Below are 22207 nucleotides of genomic sequence, written 5' to 3'. Positions count from 1 at the left end.
GCGCCATGGCACATGCATCTGCTACGGAGTTGGAGGTTGCGAACACGCAACCCCTGCCAGGATGGCGCGGTGGCATTGCGCGCTTGATCCGTGTGCTCGAACCGGCGATCGCCGTTCCTGCCGCGCTGTTGGTCGTCGCGGAGATCGTCGTCCTCCTGCTCGGCATCGTTGCCCGTTACGTCTTTCATGCACCGATCGTGTGGACGGACGAACTAGCCGGCATCCTGTTCCTCTGGCTTGCGATGCTTGGCTCGGTCATCGCATTCCAGCGCGGCGAGCACATGAGGATGACGGCGATCGTCGGCATGCTCGCTCCGGGTACACGGGCGTTTTTCGATGTCTTTGCGATCGCCGCCTCGCTGGCATTCCTCCTTCTCGTCATTCATCCCGCCTATGACTTCGCCGTGGACGAGGTTTATGTCAGGACGCCGGCGCTCGATATCGTAAATTCCTGGCGCGCAGCGGCGCTGCCGGTGGGAATTGGACTGATGCTGATCGTGGCGGCACTGCGTCTGGCTATCATCGCGGATATACGCAGGGTGTTGACGGCTGTCGCGCTGGTCAGCGCTCTCGTTATCATGCTTGCGTTTCTGGCGCCCGTGCTGAAGCCCTTGGGCAATTTGAACCTGCTCATATTCTTTGTGTTCCTGGGCGGCGCCATGGTGTTTGCGGCGGTGCCGATTGCCTTCGCGTTCGGCCTCGCCACCGTAGCTTATCTCACACTGACCACGAGCACGCCGAGCGTCGTCGTGATTGGCCGGATGGACGAAGGCATGAGCCATCTGATCCTGCTGGCGGTGCCGCTGTTCGTTTTCCTCGGGTTGCTCATCGAGATGACCGGCATGGCCCGGGCGATGGTGAGCTTCCTTGCAAGCCTGCTCGGGCACGTCCGCGGCGGCCTGCATTATGTGCTGGTGGGAGCCATGTATCTGGTCTCCGGCATCTCCGGCTCCAAGGCTGCCGATATGGCCGCGGTGGCTCCGGTGCTGTTTCCCGAAATGAAAGCGCGGGGCGCGAAGCCTGGTGACCTTGTGGCGCTGCTTTCCGCGACCGGCGCGCAGACCGAAACGATCCCGCCGTCCCTGGTGCTGATCACGATCGGCTCGGTCACGGGTGTGTCGATCGCCGCGCTGTTTACGGGTGGCCTGCTGCCGGGCATCGTGCTCGCGGTCATGCTTTGCGCCGTCGTCTGGTGGCATTACCGGCGCGAGGACCTGTCGCACGTCAAGCGGGCGACTGGGCGCGAGATAGGCCGCGCCTTCGTCGTCGCGATACCCGCCATTGCCTTGCCCTTTGTGATCCGAGCGGCGGTGGTCGAGGGCGTTGCGACCGCAACCGAAGTGTCCACCATCGGTATCGTCTATTCGATGTTGGCGGGACTTTTGATCTACCGGCAGTTTTCCTGGCGGCGCATCTATCCGATGCTGGTTGAAACCGCGTCGCTTTCAGGCGCCATCCTGCTCATCATTGGCGCGGCTACCGGCATGGCCTGGGCCTTGACGCAGTCAGGTTTCTCGGCGTCGCTGGCCAAGGTCATGACGGCGCTTCCGGGCGGCGTGCCGATGTTTCTTGCGGTTACCATCGTTGCCTTCGTCATCCTCGGCAGCGTGCTCGAGGGTATTCCGGCCATCGTACTGTTCGGCCCCCTTCTGTTTCCGATCGCCCGGCAGGTCGGCGTGCATGAGGTGCACTATGCAATGGTTGTCGTTCTCGCGATGGGTATCGGGCTGTTCGCGCCGCCCTTCGGGGTGGGCTATTACGCGGCGTGCGCGATCAGCCGTATCAATCCGGACGAAGGCATGAAGCCGATCGCCGCCTATATGATCGCGCTGCTGATCGGCACGATCATCGTCGCCGCCGTGCCGTGGATTTCGATCGGCTTTCTCTAGCCTGATTGTTGTTACCATCTGGTACTGCAATATCGTACCGGGCAAGGAGCGACCCGTTGTGAACAAACGAGCGATCCGTTTAAGTACTTGAAACAAAAGAAAAATCCATTTAGGTATCAGGCTCGTGTCGGCCCAGAATGCGTTGCTCGGGATAAGGCAAGAAAGCAAAATAACATCAACATGTTAGCGCATCTGTTTAGCGTCGCGCCCATGATGGATTGGAACGAGAGATCAGGTTTTTCAAGTAGTGGTAGGCAGCATGTACACGACTTGTACACCGGGACATCCAAAAAAAATCCATCGAGGGCAAGTTGGGCATTGTTGGAGTGGTGCGACGTCCGTGGAAGCCTGGGCGGCCTAAGGTGCTCGGTATCGCGGAATTGCGCGTAACAGGTTTGCGCCGCGGTGAACGATCTCGGACCTCGCATCTTATCTAAGCGGAGGCCCGTTATGTTGCCAAAGAAGCCGCGTGAACTCCCAGAGTCACAACATCAGGATCGGAAAGGCGAACCGAATCGTACTGATGCTGAGGACCGCGATCTGTCGAGCGGAGAAGGGGGGACGATCGAGACGCCTCCGCTCCCAAGCGATGTCTCTCTGGACGATTAGACGGGAAAGGTGCGTCTGCGACCAAATTCGGATATGTACGCATCCTTGGGCGTAGCTCCCACATCAGAGCGGGTCTGCTCGAAGCAACTCTCGCCATCAGCCTCAGCTGGTCGCGAATCACGACGGGTTCAACGTGGACCGTTCTAACAAAGCGCGCGTTGCCAGCAAGGCAACGAAGCGAAAGAATTCTTCATCGCGGACTGCGATCTCTTCTTCAGCGCCCCTGGGCATGGTGGCCCTCCATCTGCTCGCGCAGTGGAGGAAGTCGGGCCGCAAAGGCGTCGTCTTTCTTGCTGAAAACGGGAATAGGGCCGAACGGCTGGGTGCCGTCATTCATGCCCTCGATCCTTCCTGCGACGTGCTCGTTTTTCCAAGACTGAATACGCTGCCGTTCGATCAGCTGGAGCCGTCGCACGAAATCGCGGGGAGACGAAGCTCGGTCTTGAGGCGCCTTGCCAAGCCTGAGAAGTCGATCCTGCTTGTCTCCACGGCAGAGGCCGTGATGGAGCGCTTGCCCATGCCGGCGAGCTGGTCCCGCGTAATCCTCCGTCTGAAAGTGGGCACCGCGTTTTCTGAACAAGATCTCCGGGCGCGGCTTGAGGCTCTCGGCTACGATCTCGAGGACGAGGCAGATTATCCCGGCGGTGCGCTATTTCACGGGAAAACATTCGAGATCTTTCCCGCCGGCGCACTTGGTCCGTTCAGAGTAGAGCATTCCGGCGGGGTGATACGTCGGATCGTGGCGTTCGACCCGATAGAACATCACATCGTTTTTGAAACGAAAGAGCTTCTCATCGACCCGATGTCGGAGCGGCTGGCGTTCGGGAATAAACGCGGAAAGCGCTCGACCCTATTCGACTATTATGGTCGAGCCAAGTGGATCGCGGACGCCGGGGTTTCATCGCACGCTGATAGCTGGCTTAGCACGATCGAGGAGGCGGCCGGTCGCACGGAAGCGGAGCGCGAATACCTTGGGAGGCGCGAATGGAAGCAGGCGACCAGGCGGATGAAGGTGTTGTCGCAAAAGGCATCTTTCGCTCCCACACCGGACTTTTCGCAGATCGCAACACCGAGAAAGGCGCTCCGTGCATTCGTCGATGAGATACGACGCCTCGGTTCGCGACTGGTTTTCGTTGCAGCGCAGGAGGACGACCTGCGCGTGATGGAGCGGATGAGCGGGGTCAAGGCGGATCGCTTTGCGGATTGGAACGAGGCGATGGCCGGACGCCATCGTGAAGCGGCGCTTCTGGCCGACTTCGACACGGGTTTTGTCGTGCCTGGCCGGAAACCGCTTGTCGTCATAACAGCTTCCGATGTGCTCGGCAGCAGGGCTCATCATCCGCAGCCCATGGCTCGAAGCTGGAGTGCGGCTTTCGACCACGCAGATGTGCCGGAGCAGGGTACAGTGGTCGTTCATCTGCAGCGAGGCCTGGCCTTGCTCGATGGTTTACAGACTGTGGCAATGGAGGGCGGATCGTCGCGCGAAATGATCAGGCTCGTATTTACGGGAGACGACGCCGTTCTCGTGCCGCCCGCCGACCTCGCCCTGATCTGGCCATACGCGTCGGAGCCCGGCGAGCTGAGGCTGGACAAAGCGGATGGAAGTACGTGGTGGACCCGGCGTACCGAGGCGGAGCGCGAAATCCAAATCGCCGGCAGGCAGCTCGCCAAACACATCAGCCAGCGACGCCGCCGGCGAGCTCCGAAACTTGTACCTCCAGGCCCCATCTATGAGAGGTTCGTCGCGCGTTTTCCGTATTTCACGACTGTCGATCAAGCGAAAGCCATTCGGGACGTTTTGGATGATCTTGCGTCGGGCCACCCCATGGACAGGGTCATTTGCGGCGACGTCGGGTTCGGCAAGACCGAGGTGGCGTTGCGAGCCACGGCCGCCGTCGTATTGTCAGGGAAGCAGGTGGCGATCGCGGTACCGACGACGGTCCTAGCAAGACAGCATGTCGCGACTTTCCGCAAACGCTTCGCTCCGTTTGGCATCGAAGTGGGAAGTTTGTCGCGGACCGATTCGGGCGCGGAGACAAGAGAGGTGAAGGAGGGGCTGAAGAGGGGAAAATTGAAGGTTGTAGTCGGAACGCAGGCTCTCGCCTCAAAGGACGTGAAGTTCGCTGGCCTTGGCCTCGTCGTCATCGACGAGGAACAGCATTTTGGGGCGGCGGAGAAGGCGAGACTTTCCGGGCTGGCCAAGAGTATCCATGCCCTTTGGATGAGCGCAACACCGATTCCGCGGACTCTCGCGGGCGGTCTTGCTGGCTTCAGGGATCTCAGCGTCATTGCCTCTCCGCCCATTCATCGACTCCCGGTCGTCACCAGGATCGCTCCGCTTTCGGATGCTGCTATTGCGGCGGCATTGCTGCGCGAGCAAAGGCGCCACGGGCAAAGCTTTTTGATCTGTCCGCGAATTCAGGATCTAGATCCGATGCTGGCGCGCGTTCAATCGGTGGCCCCGGATCTCCGCATCGTTTGTCTGCATGGCAAGTTGCCCGCCGACGACATAGACGACCGAATGATGAGCTTCGTCGAAGGCGCAGCGGACGTGCTGCTGGCGACCAACATCGTGGAGAGCGGTCTCGACATCCCACGTGCAAACACGATCGTGGTCTGTTGGCCCGAAAAGTTCGGTCTTGCGCAACTTCATCAGCTCAGAGGAAGGGTGGGCCGCAGCGGGATACGCGCGTTTGCGCATTTGCTGACCGATTCGGATTCGGAGCGATCTGAGAAGCGATTAGCCGTTCTGGAGGAGTTCAACAGACCGGGCGCGGGTTTCGCGATCAGTTCGCGGGATCTGGACCTCAGAGGAGCGGGGGACCTGCTTTCCGAACGGCAGTCAGGCCATGTGCAGGTGTTCGGACCCGTGCTCTACAGCCACCTTCTGAAATTGGCCTCGGAGAAAGCCGATGACAGAACAGCCGACCTGTGGGTGCCCGATCTGAATCTGCCGGTAGGGCACATGTTGCCTGCAGGCTACGTGCAATCGGAGGCGGTTCGGCTGGAAATCTACGGCCGCGTCGCCAGATGCCGAAGCGAAGATGAGCTGGACTATCTCGAGGAGGAGACTTCCCGTCGCTTCGGCAGATTGCCTCCGGCGGCCCGCGATTTCTTTGCCGCAGCAAGGCTCAGGATCGAATGCAGGCGAAGAGGAATCATAAGACTTGATGTCGGCCCGGATGCCGTAGCCGCGACATTCCTACCGGGACGACTTCGGAAATCCAGGGCGCGATCCCTGCAACGCGATGGCGATCGGGTTGTCTACATCAGCAGTGGACGCGAGGGACCGCTTAGGATGGTCGAAGAGTTCCTCGATCTTCTGGACGAGTAATCGGGGCGACGACTATCTATCTGACATGAGAGACAATTGATCCGTATCTCCGGCTTCGGGTCCCTCGAGCCCGAAACGGAGATTCCGAGCAACCGTATCGTCTTCTTTGGTGGCATCAGATGCTTCAGCAGGTCGAGAGCCAGACTAGACAGTTTGCTCGCTGTGGCGATGACAGCGACCGACCTGCTGTGGGTGATCAATTCGAAATCGGAGAACTTGAGCGTCGCCGTACGGCCTCGCGCGCCCGTCGCCTCGCAGCGCCGCCAAACTTTATGGATGAGCGGCTGCAGTTCCGCTGCCAGAGCCTCGTAGTGCGCCAGTCCTGTGAGAAGGTGTTCTCGGCACCTACGGACACAAGAGACTGTAACTCTGTTACCACATCGTGCCAATTCCGCATCGTTGTGTTCGCTTCGTTACAGACTCCGCTGCCATGGTCAGTCAGGTTGCTTGGTGGGGCAACCAAGGCGGCGCGGTAGTTGCGGACTCGTTGAGGAACCTCCAAGCCTTGAACGAGTCCGCAAAGCGCCGGTTGGCTATTTGCGCTTTGCCACCAGCACGTTATAGCAACGCGAGGCGGTCCTTGCTTTTCGCATTGCTTCGGCCGGGTGCGGCACTGCGAACCAACCGGCCGGCTCGTTGAGCTGGAGGTCGGGCAACCAGGGATGCTGATGCGGTGCTCAGGATCGGAGTCATTTCGGACACCCACGGCCTCCTGCGCCCGCAGATTGAGCAACGTCTCGCCGGCGTAGCACATATCGTCCATGCTGGTGATATCGGTCGACCAGATGTCATCGCCGGCCTCAGGCGGATTGCGCCCGTCACTGCGATCAGAGGGAATGTCGATACCGGCCCTTGGGCGGAAAACTATTCGGACTCCCAAACGGTGAGGCTCGGCGGGCATTCCATCTACGTCCTGCACGACGTCCGTGAACTGCAGTTCGATCCGGTGTTGTGCGGGATCGACGTCGTCATTTCCGGCCACTCGCATCGTCCGCGGATCGAGACTGTTGGTGGGGTGCTCTATCTCAACCCGGGCAGCGCTGGACCACGACGTTTCAACTTGCCTATCACCCTAGCGACGTTGGATCTAACGGCAAGCGGCATCAGACCACTAATTCATGATATCGTTGGTGCCAGCTGACGGCAAAGCTTCTTCGCCTGAACGTCATCAGCGTTGCCTGAGCAGATATCGTGCACAAGGCACGGCAGCTTGTCCTGGGACAGCCAGAACTCATGCGATCCCGAGCGTGCTGTGTCTGCATCAAGGTCAATCTTCATTAGCGATCCCCTGACTTGAACTCTCGATAAATTAGAAAAAAGGATCTGGACGTAAAACTAAGCTAGCGAGGCAGTGAGGGCAGGTACCACCGTTGGTCATTTCTTGGAGTTTGCGCGAGCTACCGTCATTTGGACGGAGCTTGCTCAAACGGCAGCGGAGGCAAATTGGACACTATCGACTGAAGTCTAGATGCGACGTTGCTTCGGACTCAGAAGTAGTCTTCCGGCGATCGGCGGCTTCTGGCGGAAGGCAGCCGCTCAAATCGCCTTGCCGTCTCTCGCCAGGCAGAACAGGTCGACGCCGCCGACCTGTCCGCCCTTGAGCGCGATCTCAATGTTTGCATGCTCACGGTCCGATGCGGCACGGCAAAGCGGCGCCCCCGAAACCAGCGGCGCGATCGCGCTGAGAGCATAGACGGTCATGGCCTGGAGCGCGTGGCCGGAGGTATCGCCGCCGGCGACCACCGCACGCTGCAGGCGGGTCGTCTGCAGCATGCGATCGAGTGCCCGACCAAGTCCGGCGCCGATCCGGTCGTTAGTTGCGGCCGTGCTTGCTCCACTGGCTTCGATCGCTGCCTTAAGAGCGCCGATCGCCGGATCGTCCGGTCCGCTTGCAGTGATTAGAAGCGGATCGCGCCCGGCCGAAACAGCCGCTAGGCCGCGGTCGGCGCCGCGACATATTTCCTTTGTCCATTCGGCCGCGTCGACGGCGCGGGCTGCATCCAGCCGCACGACTTCAAACCCATTCTCGGCGGCATAGGCAATTTGCGTGGCCGTGACGGGCGAACACGAACCGGAGATGCAGGCGATCCGCTGCACGGGAGAGAACGACATGTGGGCCTGGCTGTGCGGGAGCAGGCCAACCGACTGCCAATAGGCAACCAGCGCTTGCTCCACGCCCTGAGAGCCGATCGCCAACAGCCGATCGCCACGATTTTCCCACATAAGGCGTCCGGCCTCGATCAGAGACGATTGATCAAGCGCATCGAGCGAGATGATTTCGGCACCGCCGGCGCGCAGACGTGCCAACGTCTGGTCTGCTTCGCCATTGGCCATGGTGACGAAATCGACAAGCCCGATCGGCCGCGCGGTCTGACGGGCGAGATGGCGGCCAACCTCGGCCTCGTCCATCGGCGTCACCGGATGGCGCGACATCGTCGGATGGCGGTCGAGGCGATGGCCGACGCCGTTCACGGTCGCGAAGAGATTGCCGAACACCTGGTAGCGGCCCATGGTGGGCGAAGCGACCAGCAGCGGATGCCACGCACCGCCAAGACGCGGCACCGCGAGATCGATTGCCCGCCCGATCGAGCCAATATGCGGTGCGGAGTCGAAGGTCGAGCAGACCTTGTAGTGCGAAATCGGTGCGGCAATGCCGGCGAGCATGTCGAAGACGGGCGGGAGGTTGAGCTCCATCCAGGCCGGATCTTTCGCGCGCGCGATGCCGGCGATACCGATGCCGGGGAATTGCACTGCTGTGGCAAGTTGCTCCGGACTTGGAAGCTCCAGGAACAAAATCGTCGGAAGGCCAGCGAAGGTCAGCGCTTCCATCGCGGCCGACGACCCGGTGTAGTCGTCGCCGTAAAATGCGATCAGCGGGCCGTCGGGAAGACCTGAGGACGGTGTCATGGGCTGTACGGCGCCTTGCCGAACATTGCGTCGTCCCATGCCGCAAGCAGTTCGGCTACCCCAGCGGCAGGTCCGTCCGGATGTGCCAGAATGCCGCCGCCGGCGGCGAAGATCAGATCGCTTGATCCCAGTGCGTGATAGGTTGGAAGCGCCTGCGCGGCAGTCTGGCCCGATGAAAACACCGGCATGGCCGCGCACGGCCTTTCCTCGAACAAAGGCGTGAGCGTGGCTTTAGCGGATGCGACCACGCTGTCATCGGACTCGCTGAACTTGTTGCCGATGCCGTTGACATGCATATGGTCGACGCCGGCGAGCCGCCAGATTTTTTGCCAGGCCGCAAACTCCCAGCCGAGCGCCGGATGACGGCTCAACGCGCCCCAGCCGTTGCGATGGGCATGGATTGGAAGCTGGGTGTGGCGCCCGAGTTCGATCATACCGGCGAGCCCGACCGAGTTGATGCTCGCCATCACGCAGCTGCCGCCTTGCGCCAGCACGAAATCATGACGGCGGCGCATCTGCTCGATCTCGCCGGTGAGGTTGAACGCGAGCATGACTTTCTTGCCGGTCCGTTCAGCATGATCGTGCACCACACGCATGACCGCGCGCACGCGTTCATCAAACGGGCAAGAAGGTCCATCGGACTGCAACTCGTCGTCCTTGATAAAATCAATGCCGGCCTCGCAAAGAGTGGCAACGAGACTTGCCGTCTCCGCTGCATTGAGCCCAACGCTCGGCTTGATGATGGTGCCGATCAGCGGACGGCTGCGCACGCCGGTCAGCTCGCGCGTTCCAGTAACGCCAAACTTGGGCCCGGCATAAGCGGTTGCGAATGCGGGCGGCAGCCGCAGATCGAGCAGTCGCAACCCGGTGAGCTGGCGCAATTCCCAGAGATTGCCGGCCACCGTCGTGACCAGATTAGGGAGAGACGGGCCGATATTGTCGAGCGGCCAGGACAGCGTCACCCGCGCGCGTCGCCAGGGGCCCTCCGGATTGAGCGGCCGTGCCACCAGCAATGACGGCGCAGACATCTGATCAAGCAGTTCGATGCTCTCGACGCGGGCTGCGGCCCGTTGCTTGAGCTCAGCCGTTTCGCCAGGCACGGCGACGAAGGTGCCGCTGGACTGTTCGCCTGCGATGGCTTCTGCGGTCGCGCGCGGATCGCAGGGCGTCTCGATCAAATAATCCGCTTCGATGCGAACGGGCGCTGTCACAGGATCAAGTCCGCGCTAGAGCTTGCTGAGATCGGGAAAGGGGCGCACGGGATCGCTCCCATCCCAGCCTCGCGCCGCCTCGCGGATCAGATCGAACATCTTGCCCTTGGGGCCGGCGACCTCCGACAATTCGATCACCGTGCCGGGATGATATTCGGTATCGAAATAGACGAAGCGGCCGCGCGGACCGACTTCGCCGCTCATCACGGGTCGGAAACCCTGACCTTCGAGACGGGCCAGGTCGGCGTCGTAGTCTTCAGTCCAGTAGGCGACATGCTGCAATCCGGTATGCCCCCCATTGAGGAAATCAGCATACATCGATGGCGCATCGTTGCGGATCTGGATCAATTCCATCTGCAGCGGTCCGGAATTCGCCAGCGCGACCGAATTGTGTGGCTCATAAGCTTCGCCGCGATAGCGATAGTTCACGATCGGCACGCGCGGATTGTAGAACTACGGCCCGATCCCGAGTTCGCGGCTCCAGTAATCCATCGCCTTTTCGATGTCGTTCACGACGTAGCCGGCCTGCCGGATCTCGCCAAAAAAGCGGCTCATGCTTGCATTCCCGTTGGTTCAGAATTTGAGGAAACCGGTCGACAGCCACGGCACTGCGGCGACAATGACGAGCCCGACAAACAGTGCGACGACATAGCCCCAGATGTGCTTTAGACCCTCATCCGGCGATATCTTGCTGATGGCGCAGGCTCCGTAATAGCCAACGCCGAAGGGCGGCGAGAACAAGCCGATGCCCATGGCGAAGATGACCACCATGGCGTAGTGCACCTCGTGCACGCCGGCCTGCTTGGCGATCGGAAACAGCAGCGGCCCGAACAGGACGATCGCCGGAATGCCTTCCAGCACGCTGCCGAGGATCACGAAGGCGGGAATCGAGATTGCGAGGAAGCCATAGGCGCCGCCCGGAATCGCCGCCATCGCCTGCGCCAGTTGTTGTGAAAAGCCGGATTGCGTCAGGCCCCATGCCATCGCGGTGGCGCTGCCGACGATGAAGATGATGGCGCCGGTCAGCGAAGCGGTCTCGACCAGCATCGGCTTGAGGCGTCTCCAGGGAAACTGGCGATAGGCCAGGAGCCCCATCAGCGCCGCGTAGACAATCCCGATGGTCGAGACCTCCGTCGCCGTGGCGACGCCCTCGACGACTGACGTGCGGATCACGAACGGTAGCAGGATCGCGGGCAGGGCGGGCAGCGCCAGTTTCGCGATCTCGCGCATTGAATGCCGCCGCACGTTACTGAGATCCTCATGCCGGTAGCGTCGCCACACCACCACGCAGAGCGCGGCGCCGACAACCAGCGCCGGCAACAGGCCGCCGGTGAAGAGCGCGGCAATAGAGATACCGGTCACCGAGCCGATGGTGATCAGCACAATGCTGGGTGGAATGGTTTCCGTCTGCGCGCCCGTGGCGGCGAGCAAGGCCACTAGATCGCCGGGCTTGGCACCGCGCCGCTGCATTTCCGGCAGCAGCACCGGCGAGATCGCGGCCATGTCGGCGATCTTCGATCCTGAAATGCCAGACACCAGATACATGGCACCGATGAGAACGTAGGACAGGCCGCCTCTGACATGGCCGAGCAGGCTCGCCAGGAACTGGATCATGGCGCGGGCCATTCCGGTCATTTCGATCAGCGTGCCCAGGAAGATGAACAGCGGCACCGCGAGCAGGATGAGGTGGGACATGCCTTCGTCGAGCCGGCCGACGATCACCATCATCGGCGTGGTCGTTGTCAGTGCGAGATAGCCGAAGGTTGCCAGCGCAAAGGAGAAAGCGATCGGTACGCCTGCGAACACGTTGGCCCCCACCATGCCGACAAAGAAGATGATAAGATTATAGCGGCCGAGCGGCTGCAGCGCTGGTCCGGCCAGCCAGAATGCAGCGACGATACCCACCGTAGCGATAATACCTGCGAGGATGAGCGGGGCGCGATGACGGCGCGCCAGACCGATCGTGGCGGTGATGGTCATCAACACCAAGCCCGTAGGAATTGCCGCAGCGCGCCAGGCGTTGCTGATCTCGAGCGCAGGAGTCACGATGAAGCGCTCCTCGATCGCATAGTCGAATGCAGGATAGAGGATCAATGCCAGCAATGCGAGCGGTGCCGTCGTCGCCATCACCTCGAAAAAGGCCCGTGCGCGCTGACCGAGATAACGCATGAGCCCGGTCATCCGCATGTGCTCGCCGCGGCGCAGCGCGATCACGGCGCCGAGCATGGAGAGCCAGAGAAACAGGATGGAGGCCAACTCGTCGGACCAGACCAGCGGACTGCGGAAGACATAGCGGCTGATGACGCCGGCGAGCAGAATGATGATCTCGATCACGACGAGGCCGGCGGCGGCGGTTTCGACCGCTGCGCACAGCCCGCGATCGAGGGCGGCAAACGCTCGCGCGAGACCGCGCGTCGATGTAGAGGCGGGGCCACGCCCGGCCTCCAAATAGCCGCTCACCGGATGCTCGGCGATCGTCATCGCATGCTCAGGCCAGCTTGCCGACGGCGGTTTCGAGCAAGCCCCAAGCCTCCTCGCCGAAGCGGGTCTTCCATTCGCCGTAGAAACCGGCCTCGCGCAGCTTGGCGCGGAAGCTGTCCGGCGCCGGTTTGGTGAAGGTCAGCCCCTTGGCCTGCAGGTCCGATTGCACTGTCGCATTGAACGCCTTGATGTCCTCGCGTTGCTTCAGGCCGGCATCATTGATGGCGTTGGCGATGATGGTCTTGAGGTCGGCCGGCAAGGCCTGCCAGGCGCGGCCGTTGGCGATGAACCAGAAGCCGTCCCAGATATGATTGCTGATGGCGCAGTACTTCTGCACCTCATAGAGCTTGGCGACCTGAATGATCGGCAGCGGATTTTCCTGCGCATCGACGATACGGGTCTGCAGCGACGAATAGACCTCGCTGAATTGCAGGCTAGCCGGCGATGCCGCGAGCGCCTTGAACATGGAGATGCTGAGCGGGCTCACCGGCACACGAATCTTCAGCCCGTCGATATCTTTGGCGCTCTCGATCGGTTTGGCGCCGCTCGTAATCTGGCGAAAGCCGTTGTCCCACATCTTCTCGAAGGCATGGAGGCCGACCTTGGCCATCGCGACGCGGACATGCGCGCCAAGCGAGCCGTCCATCGCCTTCCAGACCTGGTCGTAGTCGGCAAAGGCAAAGCCCACTGCATTGATCGCGGCGACCGGCACCAGCGTCGCGGCGACAAGCGCCGATGGTGTGAAGAAGGTGATTGCGCCGCTGCGCACCTGCGCCAGCATGTCGGTGTCGCCGCCAAGCTGGTTGTTGGGAAAGATGGCGATCTCGACGCGGCCGCCGGTTTCCTTGGCGATCCGTTCGGCGGCTTCCTGCGCCCGGATGTTGAGCGGATGAGTGAGCGGCAGGTTGTTGCCGTATTTCAGCGAGAATTCGGCGGCGCGCGCGACGCGCGGCATGGCGCCGATGAGACCCGCTGCGGGAAGAGCCGACAGGGCTTGCAGGGCGCGCCGACGAGACAGGATCATGGGCTTCCTCCGGTAACCTTTTTGATGTCAATTGATGGCTTGCAGGTAGTCTGGCGCGAAAATCACAAGCAGGGATCAGGGTGTCAAACAGCTAAAATGATGGTTTTTGATGTATTCGAACCCAGAAGCGTGAGATGAACGAGCACCCAGCGTCGCCGCTGAGCCGCATTGTCGACGTGGCACGCCGTGCCGGCGTGTCCACCGCAACCGTTGACCGTGTGCTCAACCGCAGGCCCGGCGTACGACCGATCACGCAGCAGCGCGTGCTCGCCGCTGCGTCCGAGTTGAACTACATGCCCGCCGAGAACTTGCTGGCGGCCATGAAGCCAAAGCCGATGCGGCTTCTGTTCCTGCTGCCGGCGGGCACCAACCGCTTTCTCGCGACGCTAGGGCAGTTGATCGCTCACTCGGAGGCGCGCCTTGCGCCGTTCAACGTTCGTTGCCAGGTCGATTACATCAAGAGCTTCAACGCCGAACTGCTGGCGCAGCGGCTCTGGCAATACCGCGACAGGGTTGACGGCATCGCCTTCATGGCGCTGGAACATCCTGCCGTTCGCGAGACCGTCGATATGCTCGCCGAGCGTGGTGTGCCGACGGTCACCGTGATCTCGGATATTCTCAATGCGCGCCGGGTCGCCTATCTCGGCCTGGACAACCGATCGGCCGGACGAACGGCCGGCTACCTGATCGCGCGGTTTGTGGGAGCGCGGCCTGCGAAGGTGGCCATGATCGCAGGCAGCCTGAGCTACCGTGCCCATGAAGAGCGTGAGATGGGCTTCCTGCACGTCTTTGAGGAGCTGTTTCCCCTCGTCAAGGTCGTAGGCCTGCGTGAAGGACATGATGACGCCGACAGGAATTATCGCCAGACGCGCATGCTGCTCGCTCGGCACCGGGATCTTGCGGGGATTTACAACATCGGCGGTGCGGCCGATGGCGTCGGGCGGGCTCTGAAGGAGGTGAACCGCGCGCAAGAGACCGTGTTCGTCGGGCACGGTCTGACGTCGGACACGCGCAGCCTCCTGATCGACGGCACCATGGACGCGGTCATCACCCAAAATCAGCTCCATACGATGATGAGCTGCGTCGGCATCTTCGATAACCTGCGCGCCGGCCGAAGCGCCATGCACGGCATCGACACCGCGCAGTGAAATCATTTTTCGCGAGAATATTCCGGGATCAGGCGTCTAGTTGGAATCCTTATTAAGCGTGACTCGGTTGTTGCTGTTTGGCTGAGACCAGCTCAAATTGGACCATGATGGATCGGGCAACAACCCGTACTTTATAGGGTTTGCGCGTTTGTGACACCGGAATTTCGAGCTTAGTAGTCATCCCACAGTCTAATACTCGGTCGCAAACATCTGCGGTTCAACTCTTTCAAGTGGTTAGAAGGCGGCGTCTGCACAATGTGTGCACGGGAGATCCAGAGAAATCCATCAGAGCGAGTGCGGATCGTCGCTTTTTGGGGTGTGTGAGACCCGCGCAAGTTTAGAGACGCGTTGGAGGAGCGGGCCGCGAGGGTAGGGCGCCGACGCGCGACTTGAGAGCTATTCTTGCTCATGGCCGGCAGCGCTCAGTGTTCGATCTATGTCGAAGAGTTCTGCCGATCACGTGAATAGAAGAATGATGTCGGGGGGTCGAGTCGCCCCCCGCCATCAAATCTGCGATTTTGCACGCCGAAGCGATCCTCTACGATTTTATAGTTCTGATGGAAGCGGTTCGAGCGCTAACTATCGGAAGTGTGCATCCTCGTCGTGGAAGACGACCAGGACGTGAGAACGTACTCCGTCGAGAGCTTGCGCGAGCTCGGCTATCTGGTGCTTGAGGAGCATGACGGCCCGTCTGCCTTAAGAATTATCGAGCGTCAGCCGCGGGGGATTTGCTTCTAATCGATGTGGTTCTGCCGGACGGCATGACGGGCGCGCAGGTTGCCACGCAGGCGAAAGCGTTCCGCCCAGCCTTGAAAGTTCTATTCACGACCGGTTATGCGCAGAATGCAATCTTCGATCACGGATGCTGCCTCCGCTAAGAACGTGCGATGCCAACGAGGGTAGCAAAACTTGAAAGTTTTACGCCGCAAAGAAAAGGGTCATCACTACAACGGTCGGCAGCAGCACCTGGCTGGTGCGAAGCAGTCCCTCGCCTATCCGGCTAGGGGATCGTGGAGGGTAGCCCAAACAAGCCCGGCCGCTGTCTGCAGGGACGAAGACTGGCTACGATCGCCATATTGTTCGCGGGACCTGGCATGCCAAGATTGCGGCGCTGGAGTGGCAGGATCTCTGCCGGCCGACAACGTTGCCCGAGCACCAATTCCGCTTAGACAGGCTCGGTCGCTGACGGGGTGTGGAAACGCAATTGGATTTCCCGCTGAAGATCCTTTTCTGCGTTGCTCCGCAGACGGTCGGCGCGGCAAAGCTCTAGGCCTCCAAGTGGGCCGTCCTCCTGCGAGCCGAGAGCATTCCGTGGAACCTGGCTCGGCCCGCAGCGCTGAAAAAAATTCGCGTGAAGGGTCTTGGAAGTTCTCGCTGGAACTTAATTTTGACGATACAGTTTCAATTTGATGACAAAGTTCCATAATAGAGCAAAAAGGGTCTCAGGAACTTTAGAAAAAGAAACTTAAGACCAACCTAAAAATTGTAGAGCGGCGCTTTCCGGGGAATAGTCGAGGGGGCGCGTTGATGCCTCGGATCCTTATTGTGGACGATCATCTCATGTACCGAAAGGCGCTGCGTAGCGCCCTGGAATCCCATATAGCCAAAACCCACGTGCTTGAGGCCGACAATCTGGAAACCGCGTGGAAGCGGCTTGACCCTGATGGCTGCATCGACCTCAGCCTCATAGATCTGAGCACGGCGGGTGTATCGTTCGAAACGCTTCGTGGGCTGCACGAATGCTATCCGAAAACACGTTTCGCCGCCATGATGGCCTCAGCTACGCGCGCTGACATCATGCGCAGCCTTGATGCCGGTCTTTACGGCTTCGTATCCAAGTCGCAATCGGACAGTGAAATTCTTGGCGCGATTAAGGACATGCTTTCCGGTCGCGTGTACGTACCGGCGTCGCTTACGAAGGTCGGCGAAAGGCCCATGAATGGGGCTGGCGCGCAGATTTACCATTCGAATCTACCGTTCGATCGCGCCGAAGCACTGCCTGACAAACTTACGCCGCGGCAGCGCGAGGTCTTGGCTCTGCTTGCTCGTGGAATGTCGAACAAGGAAATTGCTCGCGCGCTCAGGATTGCAGAGGGCACCACGAAGATTCATGCATCCGGCGTCCTTCGCGTGTTGGGAGTTCGCAATCGAACCGAAGCTGCCGCCATAGCCAAAGTCCTTTCAGTGACAGCTGACGGTCTATTTCGTCGGAGGTGACAAGATTGCATCCTCCTCGTAAATTCTCGTCAACGGTAATCATCCCCCGCACTTTTGCTGGAGCGCGGCGTCTCCGCGTGGCCCAACGATTGAAGTTACGTCTCAATTTCGGCTACACGGCCACGGTTCCAAAGCAGGAAGGGGACCCCCGAGAAAAGAGCTCGTAAAGCAGCTCTGTTTTGGAACAGCCCGTTGATAGAAACCCGCGGCAGCGCATTCAAGTGATCGGCATGATAGGGAAAGAGGTGGCCGGGCCGCGATGTCATGGCGGTCGCAAATCCCGAATTGCGGACAAGTCGGAACTCGCGCTCGCCGGCCGAGCTCCGATCACCGAAGGGATACGCGAAATGCCTGATCGGTCGCCCGAGCCGGCGCTCCAGTAGGACCTTGCTCTCGGCGATCTCCCGAGCGGCGGCGGTGGTGTGAAGCTTCGCGAGTACAGGGTGCGACAGCGTGTGTGCACCAATCGTCACGTCGGGCTCTCGTGCTAGATCTTGAAGTTCGGCCCAGCTGAGGCAGAATTGAGCCGCCAGGCCGTCCGTGCTAATGCCTGCCTGCGAGGCCAGCTCAGCCGTCACGGTTCGCAGCCGCTCCATTGGCCCAGCTCGCAGCTGACGATATACGGCATCGAAGGCAGCCTGCTTTTCATCAAGTGTGCGGCTCGGCAGGCTCAACAATTTGCCATTGCGGGAAATCACCACGCGGTCCAGTTCTCCGATTGCCTGCTCGAGTTCGAGCCACCAAAGCCGACCCCGCCCGTCGGCAAATTCGGCAGTGACGAATATTGTCCAGGGACTCTCGTACTGCCTCAAAATCGGCCAAGCATATTCCACGTTATCGCGATAGCCGTCATCGAAGGTGAGAACCGCAAACGGTCGCGCGCGCCGATCCGAACGCAGTCGATCGGGGACCGCGGCAATCGGAACGATGTCGAAACCCTCACGCCTCAACTCGACTAAGATCGCAATGAGAAATTCCGGTGTGATTTCTAGGAGTTGATTCGGCGCAAACGCAACGTTCCGCCGCGGCCGAACATGGTGGAACATCAGAACAATACCGAGCCCCCGGGCCAGATGGTGAAGCCAACGGTCCGCGCGAGCCGCTGCAATAGCCGCGATTCCGGCAGTAAATAGTCTATGTCTCGATCTCATCAATGCGAAAACTGCCTCCCATGTGCCGCATGCCAGAGGATCGCGACATTGATCTATTCAATTGGTACGCGCCGCGCGACGCGCCACCTCAAAAATGCACAGATGAGTACACTTTGTCCGTCTGCACACAGACGTCAGCCCAGTTGTATTCTTGTAAAACTACGTCGCGGGCGACTTTATAGAGCGCGTGATCCTGCCTTAATCGGTGGCGCAGCTGCCCTATGTCGCCAACCTTGAAGTAGTTATCCGGGCGGAGGCCAAGATCGCGATTTGGCTGGATATCGCTTAGGAGAACAGGAGTCCCGGCCACGGCAGCCTCCAATGCGGCGATCGGCAGTCCCTCATTGTACGACGGGAGGACGAACAACGACGCACATTCTAGAATGCTCTGAAGCGCATCCCCTTTGAGAATTCCGGTAAACACGATCGTATCGCTCGCCTCCGCCAACAGGCCGCTGGAATAACAGTCTCTATGTTCCGCATCGCCAACAATCACGAGCTTGTAATCGAGATCAGCCGACTTGAAAGCTCTAATCAGATCGTGAAATCCTTTCTCCGGAACGAGTCTGCCGACTGTGACGATATATCTGCCACTGACAAGATCATACTTCGACAGGATGTCGGGGATACCGCAGAGTTCAGGCGTTCTTCGCAATAGGTGGTCGGCACCGTTCGGAATGAAATGTATCTTATTTGCCGCTCGCGGAAATCGCCGCTTCAAATCCATCGCAAGCGATCGCGAAACAGTGATTATTTTGTCTCCGAATAGCATAGAACATGACTCACCGACGCGGAGCGCGCGTTTTGCGAGCCAATTCCATTTTCTGTGTTCATAGTTCTTCGAATGATATGTAACAATAACCTTCATACCCAAGAGTTTTGCCATGGGGGCAACCAATGCAGGGCCAATCCCATGCAAATGAAGCAGCTGTGCGTGTAGTACCAACCGGGCATACAGCACGCCGTAAACTGCGTTTGTGATGGTCTCGAAGTACCTTCCCCTCGCATGCGCGAGCGACACGACGCGAAGCCCCTGGTACTCGGTGACACGCTCTGGCAGGTACGCCTTGCGTCCAATAATCGTGAACGAGTCATTCTGACGGATCTTCTTGAGAAGCGGGTACAGATTCTCACAATGCGTTTCGACGCCGCCCATCACGCGGGGGACACCGCGTAGACCCAAGACGCATACAATCATGACGCACCTCTACTTCACAGCGAGCTCCGTAATTTTTGCGTGCTGGCTCGTATTTGCGGCACTCCCTTTGGCGTTCTTCGTCGAAAACGTCACGCGTTGGCTTTTCAGAATGCATTCCGCGAATGAAAATCGCGGACGGTCCGAATGAGTATTCGAAGATCTAGCCAAAGGCTCCAATTGCTGACGTACCAAAGGTCCAGTTCCACCCGCCGCTTCATTGGCGCCAAGGTTGGCGTCTCACCGCGAAAGCCATTGACTTGAGCCCACCCGGTTATTCCGGGCTTCACGTGGTGGCGACACGGATAACTCGCGATCAGCTTGCTGTATTGATCATCGTGGGCGAGCGCGTGAGGCCTAGGTCCGACGAGTGACATGTCGCCACGCAGAACGTTGATGAGCTGTGGCAACTCATCGATACTCGTCCGACGCAGCCATCGGCCGATGCGCGTCACCCGACCATCATCACGCGTGGCTTGCTTGATCATGGCGTCGTCCTCCATGACGTGCATAGTCCTGAATTTCAGGATTTGAAAAGAGCGTCCATTGAACCCCCCACGCTTCTGCCGGAAGAGAACCGGACCGGGTGAGTCGACCAAGATTGCGAGCGAGATTGCCGCCAGAAAAGGCGCCAACGCCAAGAGGCCGCAGGTAGCGGCCACTAGATCGAAGAGCCGTTTTGTCGCTCGCTCACCCGGTGTTAACGGCGCTCGCTGAAGTTCGAAGCTGACCGCGCCGCATCGCTTCGTCTGCGGTGACTGCAGGATCTCGCGGACCGTCGCATCGGCAATTAGCCGCACCGGCAACGGAAGCTCGCGAAGTTCGATTAGCGCCCGTTTGGTAGCGGACCAACGGTCCCAATCTATAGCAAGGTGAATCTCCCTGATGTCAGAGCCACGGCAGGTGCTCACGAGAGCCCGAAAGAGAGATTGGATGTCTTCGGGGTTTTGGGGAAGTAAATGGTTTCCTACGACATCATACGTGCGCAGCGCCTCGTCCGCGGCAACCGTCGATGCTGAGTGACTCGTGACGAGAATGATTTTCGGGCGTTTTAACCAGCCGTTCTGGACGATCTCCAGGATGGCACCGCTGAGCAGGGACCGCTGATAGAGAATCAACAAGGGAGCGACTATCGCGAAGGACAAGGCCCAGCCCCGCGACAGGTCACTGCTGACCTTCAGCGTGAAGCTTGCAGCGAAGAGGAGGAAGAGTACGGTACTCCAGCTCAACATGATTGGAGCGATCTGCGCGCGAACCGAAAGCAAGGCGTCGGGGGTGTAGAGGCCCTTGACTTTAAGAAGTGCCACGGTCAGCGCGGCCAAAATTCCGCCCAGAGCAAGAGAATCATTCAGGCTTGCGAATTTCCCGAACGCGATCCAGTGATAAATCCCGCCCGCCGCGACACTCGCGACTACAATCGCACAGGCATCCGAAAAGATCGCGAGGAACATGAATTCCTCGTAGCCGAGCCGTAAGCGTCGAATTAAATCGCCGGCGGTGTATCGACCGCGGTGTGATGCAGTTGTCGGCAACGCCTTCATTACCGTACCTCGTCGATATTGCCAGAGGAGGAAGGCAAAGATCGAGGTTTCGGTCCCTTGGTCGACTTGTGAGCCTGGTCCTGATAATCGCTCCCGCGAAGAGGAAGAGGCAGCCGGCTTGCAAGGAGTGCGGAGGATACTGGCGTTGGGGCGGCGAGCACCGCCTGGATCGATTGAAACACTGAGATTGTCTGCATAGGGCAACCCAGCAATCACAAAAGATGCCATTACCCCATGCCTCGACAATTAGGCCCAGATGTCGTCTGCCTTTCTGTACGACTGTCGTGCTATCTGGGAAGATTTGGCCTATGCACATCGGACTAGTCCGAGTCGACTAGAGCGGGGCCAGACAAATTCAAGTTTGTCGCAAGCCTTCGGCGCGCAATCCAAGAAGCTTGGTTTGAGTGCTCTTCGCGGATTGAAAATCGCCTTTTGGTGCGAAGAAATCATTTATGCAGAGCCGCGTGGCGGATGGCCCGAACCGAAGTGCGCATTGTGAGGCATTGCTGGGACGTTTCAGCGCGACGTCACGTCGGACCAAACTCGCGTCGTAGAGGGGTGGTCGGATCGACTTTTCGCATGTGCCACTCAGGCCGGCTTCACTGCTTGGATGAGGGCACTGCTCGTGGTCAGATCATCGTCAACCAGAAAGTGGAAGCGTGGCGCAAGTTGCGCCCGCGTGATGCCGGACGGCCGCATGATCCGTTGATCGCGCACGATACGGCATCCCATTTTCTCGATGAGCGCAATGTGCGTTGAGTGCGGCTCGCGATTGACCCTGTTCCGGCGTCTGCCCGCCGCCAGGCGCCAGACTGCATCTGAGCACGACCAGTGGCCATTCCACTCTGTGGTTAGTCCCATGGACTTGAAGTCAATCTCGTGGCTCATCACGCCGCCGGGTTTCAACCAACGGCACATTTCGGCGTAAATGCCAGCCAAGTCACGAGGATATTCCAGCACGGATTGTGAGAGCACTAAATCCACGGTGGCATCGCGGATCACGCCCGGCTCCCAGGGGGCAATATAGCAGATAGGTGCGTCTGCCCGCGCCGTTGTCGCCGGATTTCTAATGGAAGCTCGAATCAACTCCAGCCGCTTCGGACTGAGAGCTGCATCCAGGCGCGCCGACGTGAGAACGTCCGCAGGGAATGCGTATGATGGCAATGACGGCTGCACGAGCGGGAACTCAGCATCATCGGGGATCGGAGCTTGTGCGCGAAAGAGTCCGATCAGTTCCTCGAAAATCTGCAAATTGAGCGAATTGTTGGCGTAGCGGACGGCATCAAGCGCCAAGTAGTGCTCTGTGCCGGAGAGCATCGCGGCAAGTCCTATGCCGAGCGAGTCACCTGGCCCGAGCTCAGCTGCTCTCTCGAACTCCGTTGGCAGGGCGCTTCCGTGCAGCACTGAAAGATGACGCAGCCAAACGGAGTAGCAATATCTCGCAGAGACGGTACCGCCAGTTTTCCTTCCCGTCAGGCTCCGGAGCCCGGGGACGTATGT

The 22207-nt window shown here is 59.8% G+C and carries 14 protein-coding genes and 2 pseudogenes; 6 read left to right on the top strand and 10 right to left on the bottom strand.

Features of this window, described 5'->3' with window-relative positions:
• Nucleotides 1–5 precede the first annotated feature (5 nt).
• Together HCN58_RS05985 and HCN58_RS05980 are read left to right on the top strand one after the other, a co-directional pair.
• Entirely contained in the window at nt 6–1889 is a 1884-nt protein-coding gene (locus HCN58_RS05985; protein ID WP_171578412.1) for a TRAP transporter large permease, read from the top strand.
• 838 nt (nt 1890–2727) lie between these two features.
• Nucleotides 2728–5832 (top strand): DEAD/DEAH box helicase, encoded by a 3105-nt coding sequence (locus tag HCN58_RS05980; protein WP_171578652.1) that lies wholly within the window; start codon nt 2728–2730, stop codon nt 5830–5832.
• On the opposite strand, the gene HCN58_RS35590 is transcribed toward HCN58_RS05980, so the two are convergent.
• Nucleotides 5763–6221: a DinB/UmuC family translesion DNA polymerase gene (locus HCN58_RS35590; RefSeq protein ID WP_235983409.1), complete on the bottom strand. Its 459-nt coding sequence runs from the start codon at nt 6219–6221 to the stop codon at nt 5763–5765. The two genes, HCN58_RS05980 and HCN58_RS35590, sit on opposite strands and share 70 nt — an antisense overlap.
• 284 nt (nt 6222–6505) lie before the next feature.
• Between HCN58_RS35590 and HCN58_RS05970 the strand changes: the two genes are divergently transcribed.
• Nucleotides 6506–6973, top strand: a complete 468-nt coding sequence (locus tag HCN58_RS05970) for a metallophosphoesterase family protein (RefSeq protein ID WP_171578411.1) — start codon at nt 6506–6508, stop codon at nt 6971–6973.
• Between the two features lie 395 nt (nt 6974–7368).
• On the opposite strand, the gene HCN58_RS05965 is transcribed toward HCN58_RS05970, so the two are convergent.
• The 5 genes and pseudogenes from HCN58_RS05965 to HCN58_RS05945 form a co-directional block, all read right to left on the bottom strand.
• Complete coding sequence (locus HCN58_RS05965; protein ID WP_171578410.1) at nt 7369–8739, bottom strand: four-carbon acid sugar kinase family protein; 1371 nt, start codon at nt 8737–8739, stop codon at nt 7369–7371.
• A complete protein-coding gene (locus HCN58_RS05960) occupies nt 8736–9950 on the bottom strand; it encodes a ribulose-bisphosphate carboxylase large subunit family protein (protein WP_171578409.1) in 1215 nt (404 codons plus the stop codon). The genes HCN58_RS05965 and HCN58_RS05960 overlap by 4 nt, the downstream gene beginning before the upstream one ends.
• A gap of 15 nt (nt 9951–9965) precedes the next feature.
• Nucleotides 9966–10505: pseudogene (locus HCN58_RS05955) on the bottom strand (VOC family protein).
• 18 nt (nt 10506–10523) lie between these two features.
• Nucleotides 10524–12431 carry a TRAP transporter large permease gene (locus HCN58_RS05950; RefSeq protein WP_171578408.1) on the bottom strand — a complete coding sequence of 636 codons (1908 nt, stop codon included), beginning with the start codon at nt 12429–12431 and terminating at the stop codon, nt 10524–10526.
• A 7-nt stretch (nt 12432–12438) separates the two neighbouring features.
• The gene (locus tag HCN58_RS05945) at nt 12439–13455 is read right to left on the bottom strand and encodes a TRAP transporter substrate-binding protein (protein WP_171578407.1); all 1017 of its coding nucleotides are present in this window, start codon (nt 13453–13455) and stop codon (nt 12439–12441) included.
• A gap of 134 nt (nt 13456–13589) precedes the next feature.
• Between HCN58_RS05945 and HCN58_RS35585 the strand changes: the two are divergent.
• From HCN58_RS35585 to HCN58_RS05935, 3 genes and pseudogenes are all read left to right on the top strand, one after another.
• Nucleotides 13590–13694, top strand: a pseudogene (locus tag HCN58_RS35585) (LacI family DNA-binding transcriptional regulator); the annotation flags it as partial.
• 96 nt (nt 13695–13790) lie between these two features.
• Nucleotides 13791–14603 (top strand): substrate-binding domain-containing protein, encoded by an 813-nt coding sequence (locus HCN58_RS05940; RefSeq protein ID WP_235983471.1) that lies wholly within the window; start codon nt 13791–13793, stop codon nt 14601–14603.
• Between the two features lie 1545 nt (nt 14604–16148).
• Complete coding sequence (locus HCN58_RS05935; protein ID WP_171578406.1) at nt 16149–16820, top strand: LuxR C-terminal-related transcriptional regulator; 672 nt, start codon at nt 16149–16151, stop codon at nt 16818–16820.
• A 95-nt stretch (nt 16821–16915) separates the two neighbouring features.
• Here the strand turns inward: HCN58_RS05935 and HCN58_RS05930 are convergent, their stop codons facing one another.
• From HCN58_RS05930 to HCN58_RS05915, 4 genes are all read right to left on the bottom strand, one after another.
• Nucleotides 16916–17971, bottom strand: coding sequence for a polysaccharide deacetylase family protein (locus HCN58_RS05930; protein WP_171578405.1), 1056 nt, complete (start codon nt 17969–17971; stop codon nt 16916–16918).
• 88 nt (nt 17972–18059) lie between these two features.
• Nucleotides 18060–19127, bottom strand: a complete 1068-nt coding sequence (locus tag HCN58_RS05925; protein WP_235983469.1) for a glycosyltransferase family 4 protein — start codon at nt 19125–19127, stop codon at nt 18060–18062.
• A gap of 146 nt (nt 19128–19273) precedes the next feature.
• Nucleotides 19274–20935, bottom strand: a complete 1662-nt coding sequence (locus HCN58_RS05920; protein WP_171578403.1) for an undecaprenyl-phosphate glucose phosphotransferase — start codon at nt 20933–20935, stop codon at nt 19274–19276.
• Between the two features lie 360 nt (nt 20936–21295).
• Nucleotides 21296–22024: a methyltransferase domain-containing protein gene (locus tag HCN58_RS05915; RefSeq protein WP_171578402.1), complete on the bottom strand. Its 729-nt coding sequence runs from the start codon at nt 22022–22024 to the stop codon at nt 21296–21298.
• Nucleotides 22025–22207: the final 183 nt, after the last annotated feature.

Source organism: Bradyrhizobium australiense (assembly GCF_013114825.1).
Taxonomy (GTDB): Bacteria; Pseudomonadota; Alphaproteobacteria; order Rhizobiales; family Xanthobacteraceae; genus Bradyrhizobium; species Bradyrhizobium australiense.
This window is presented reverse-complemented; position numbering and strand designations above follow the sequence as displayed.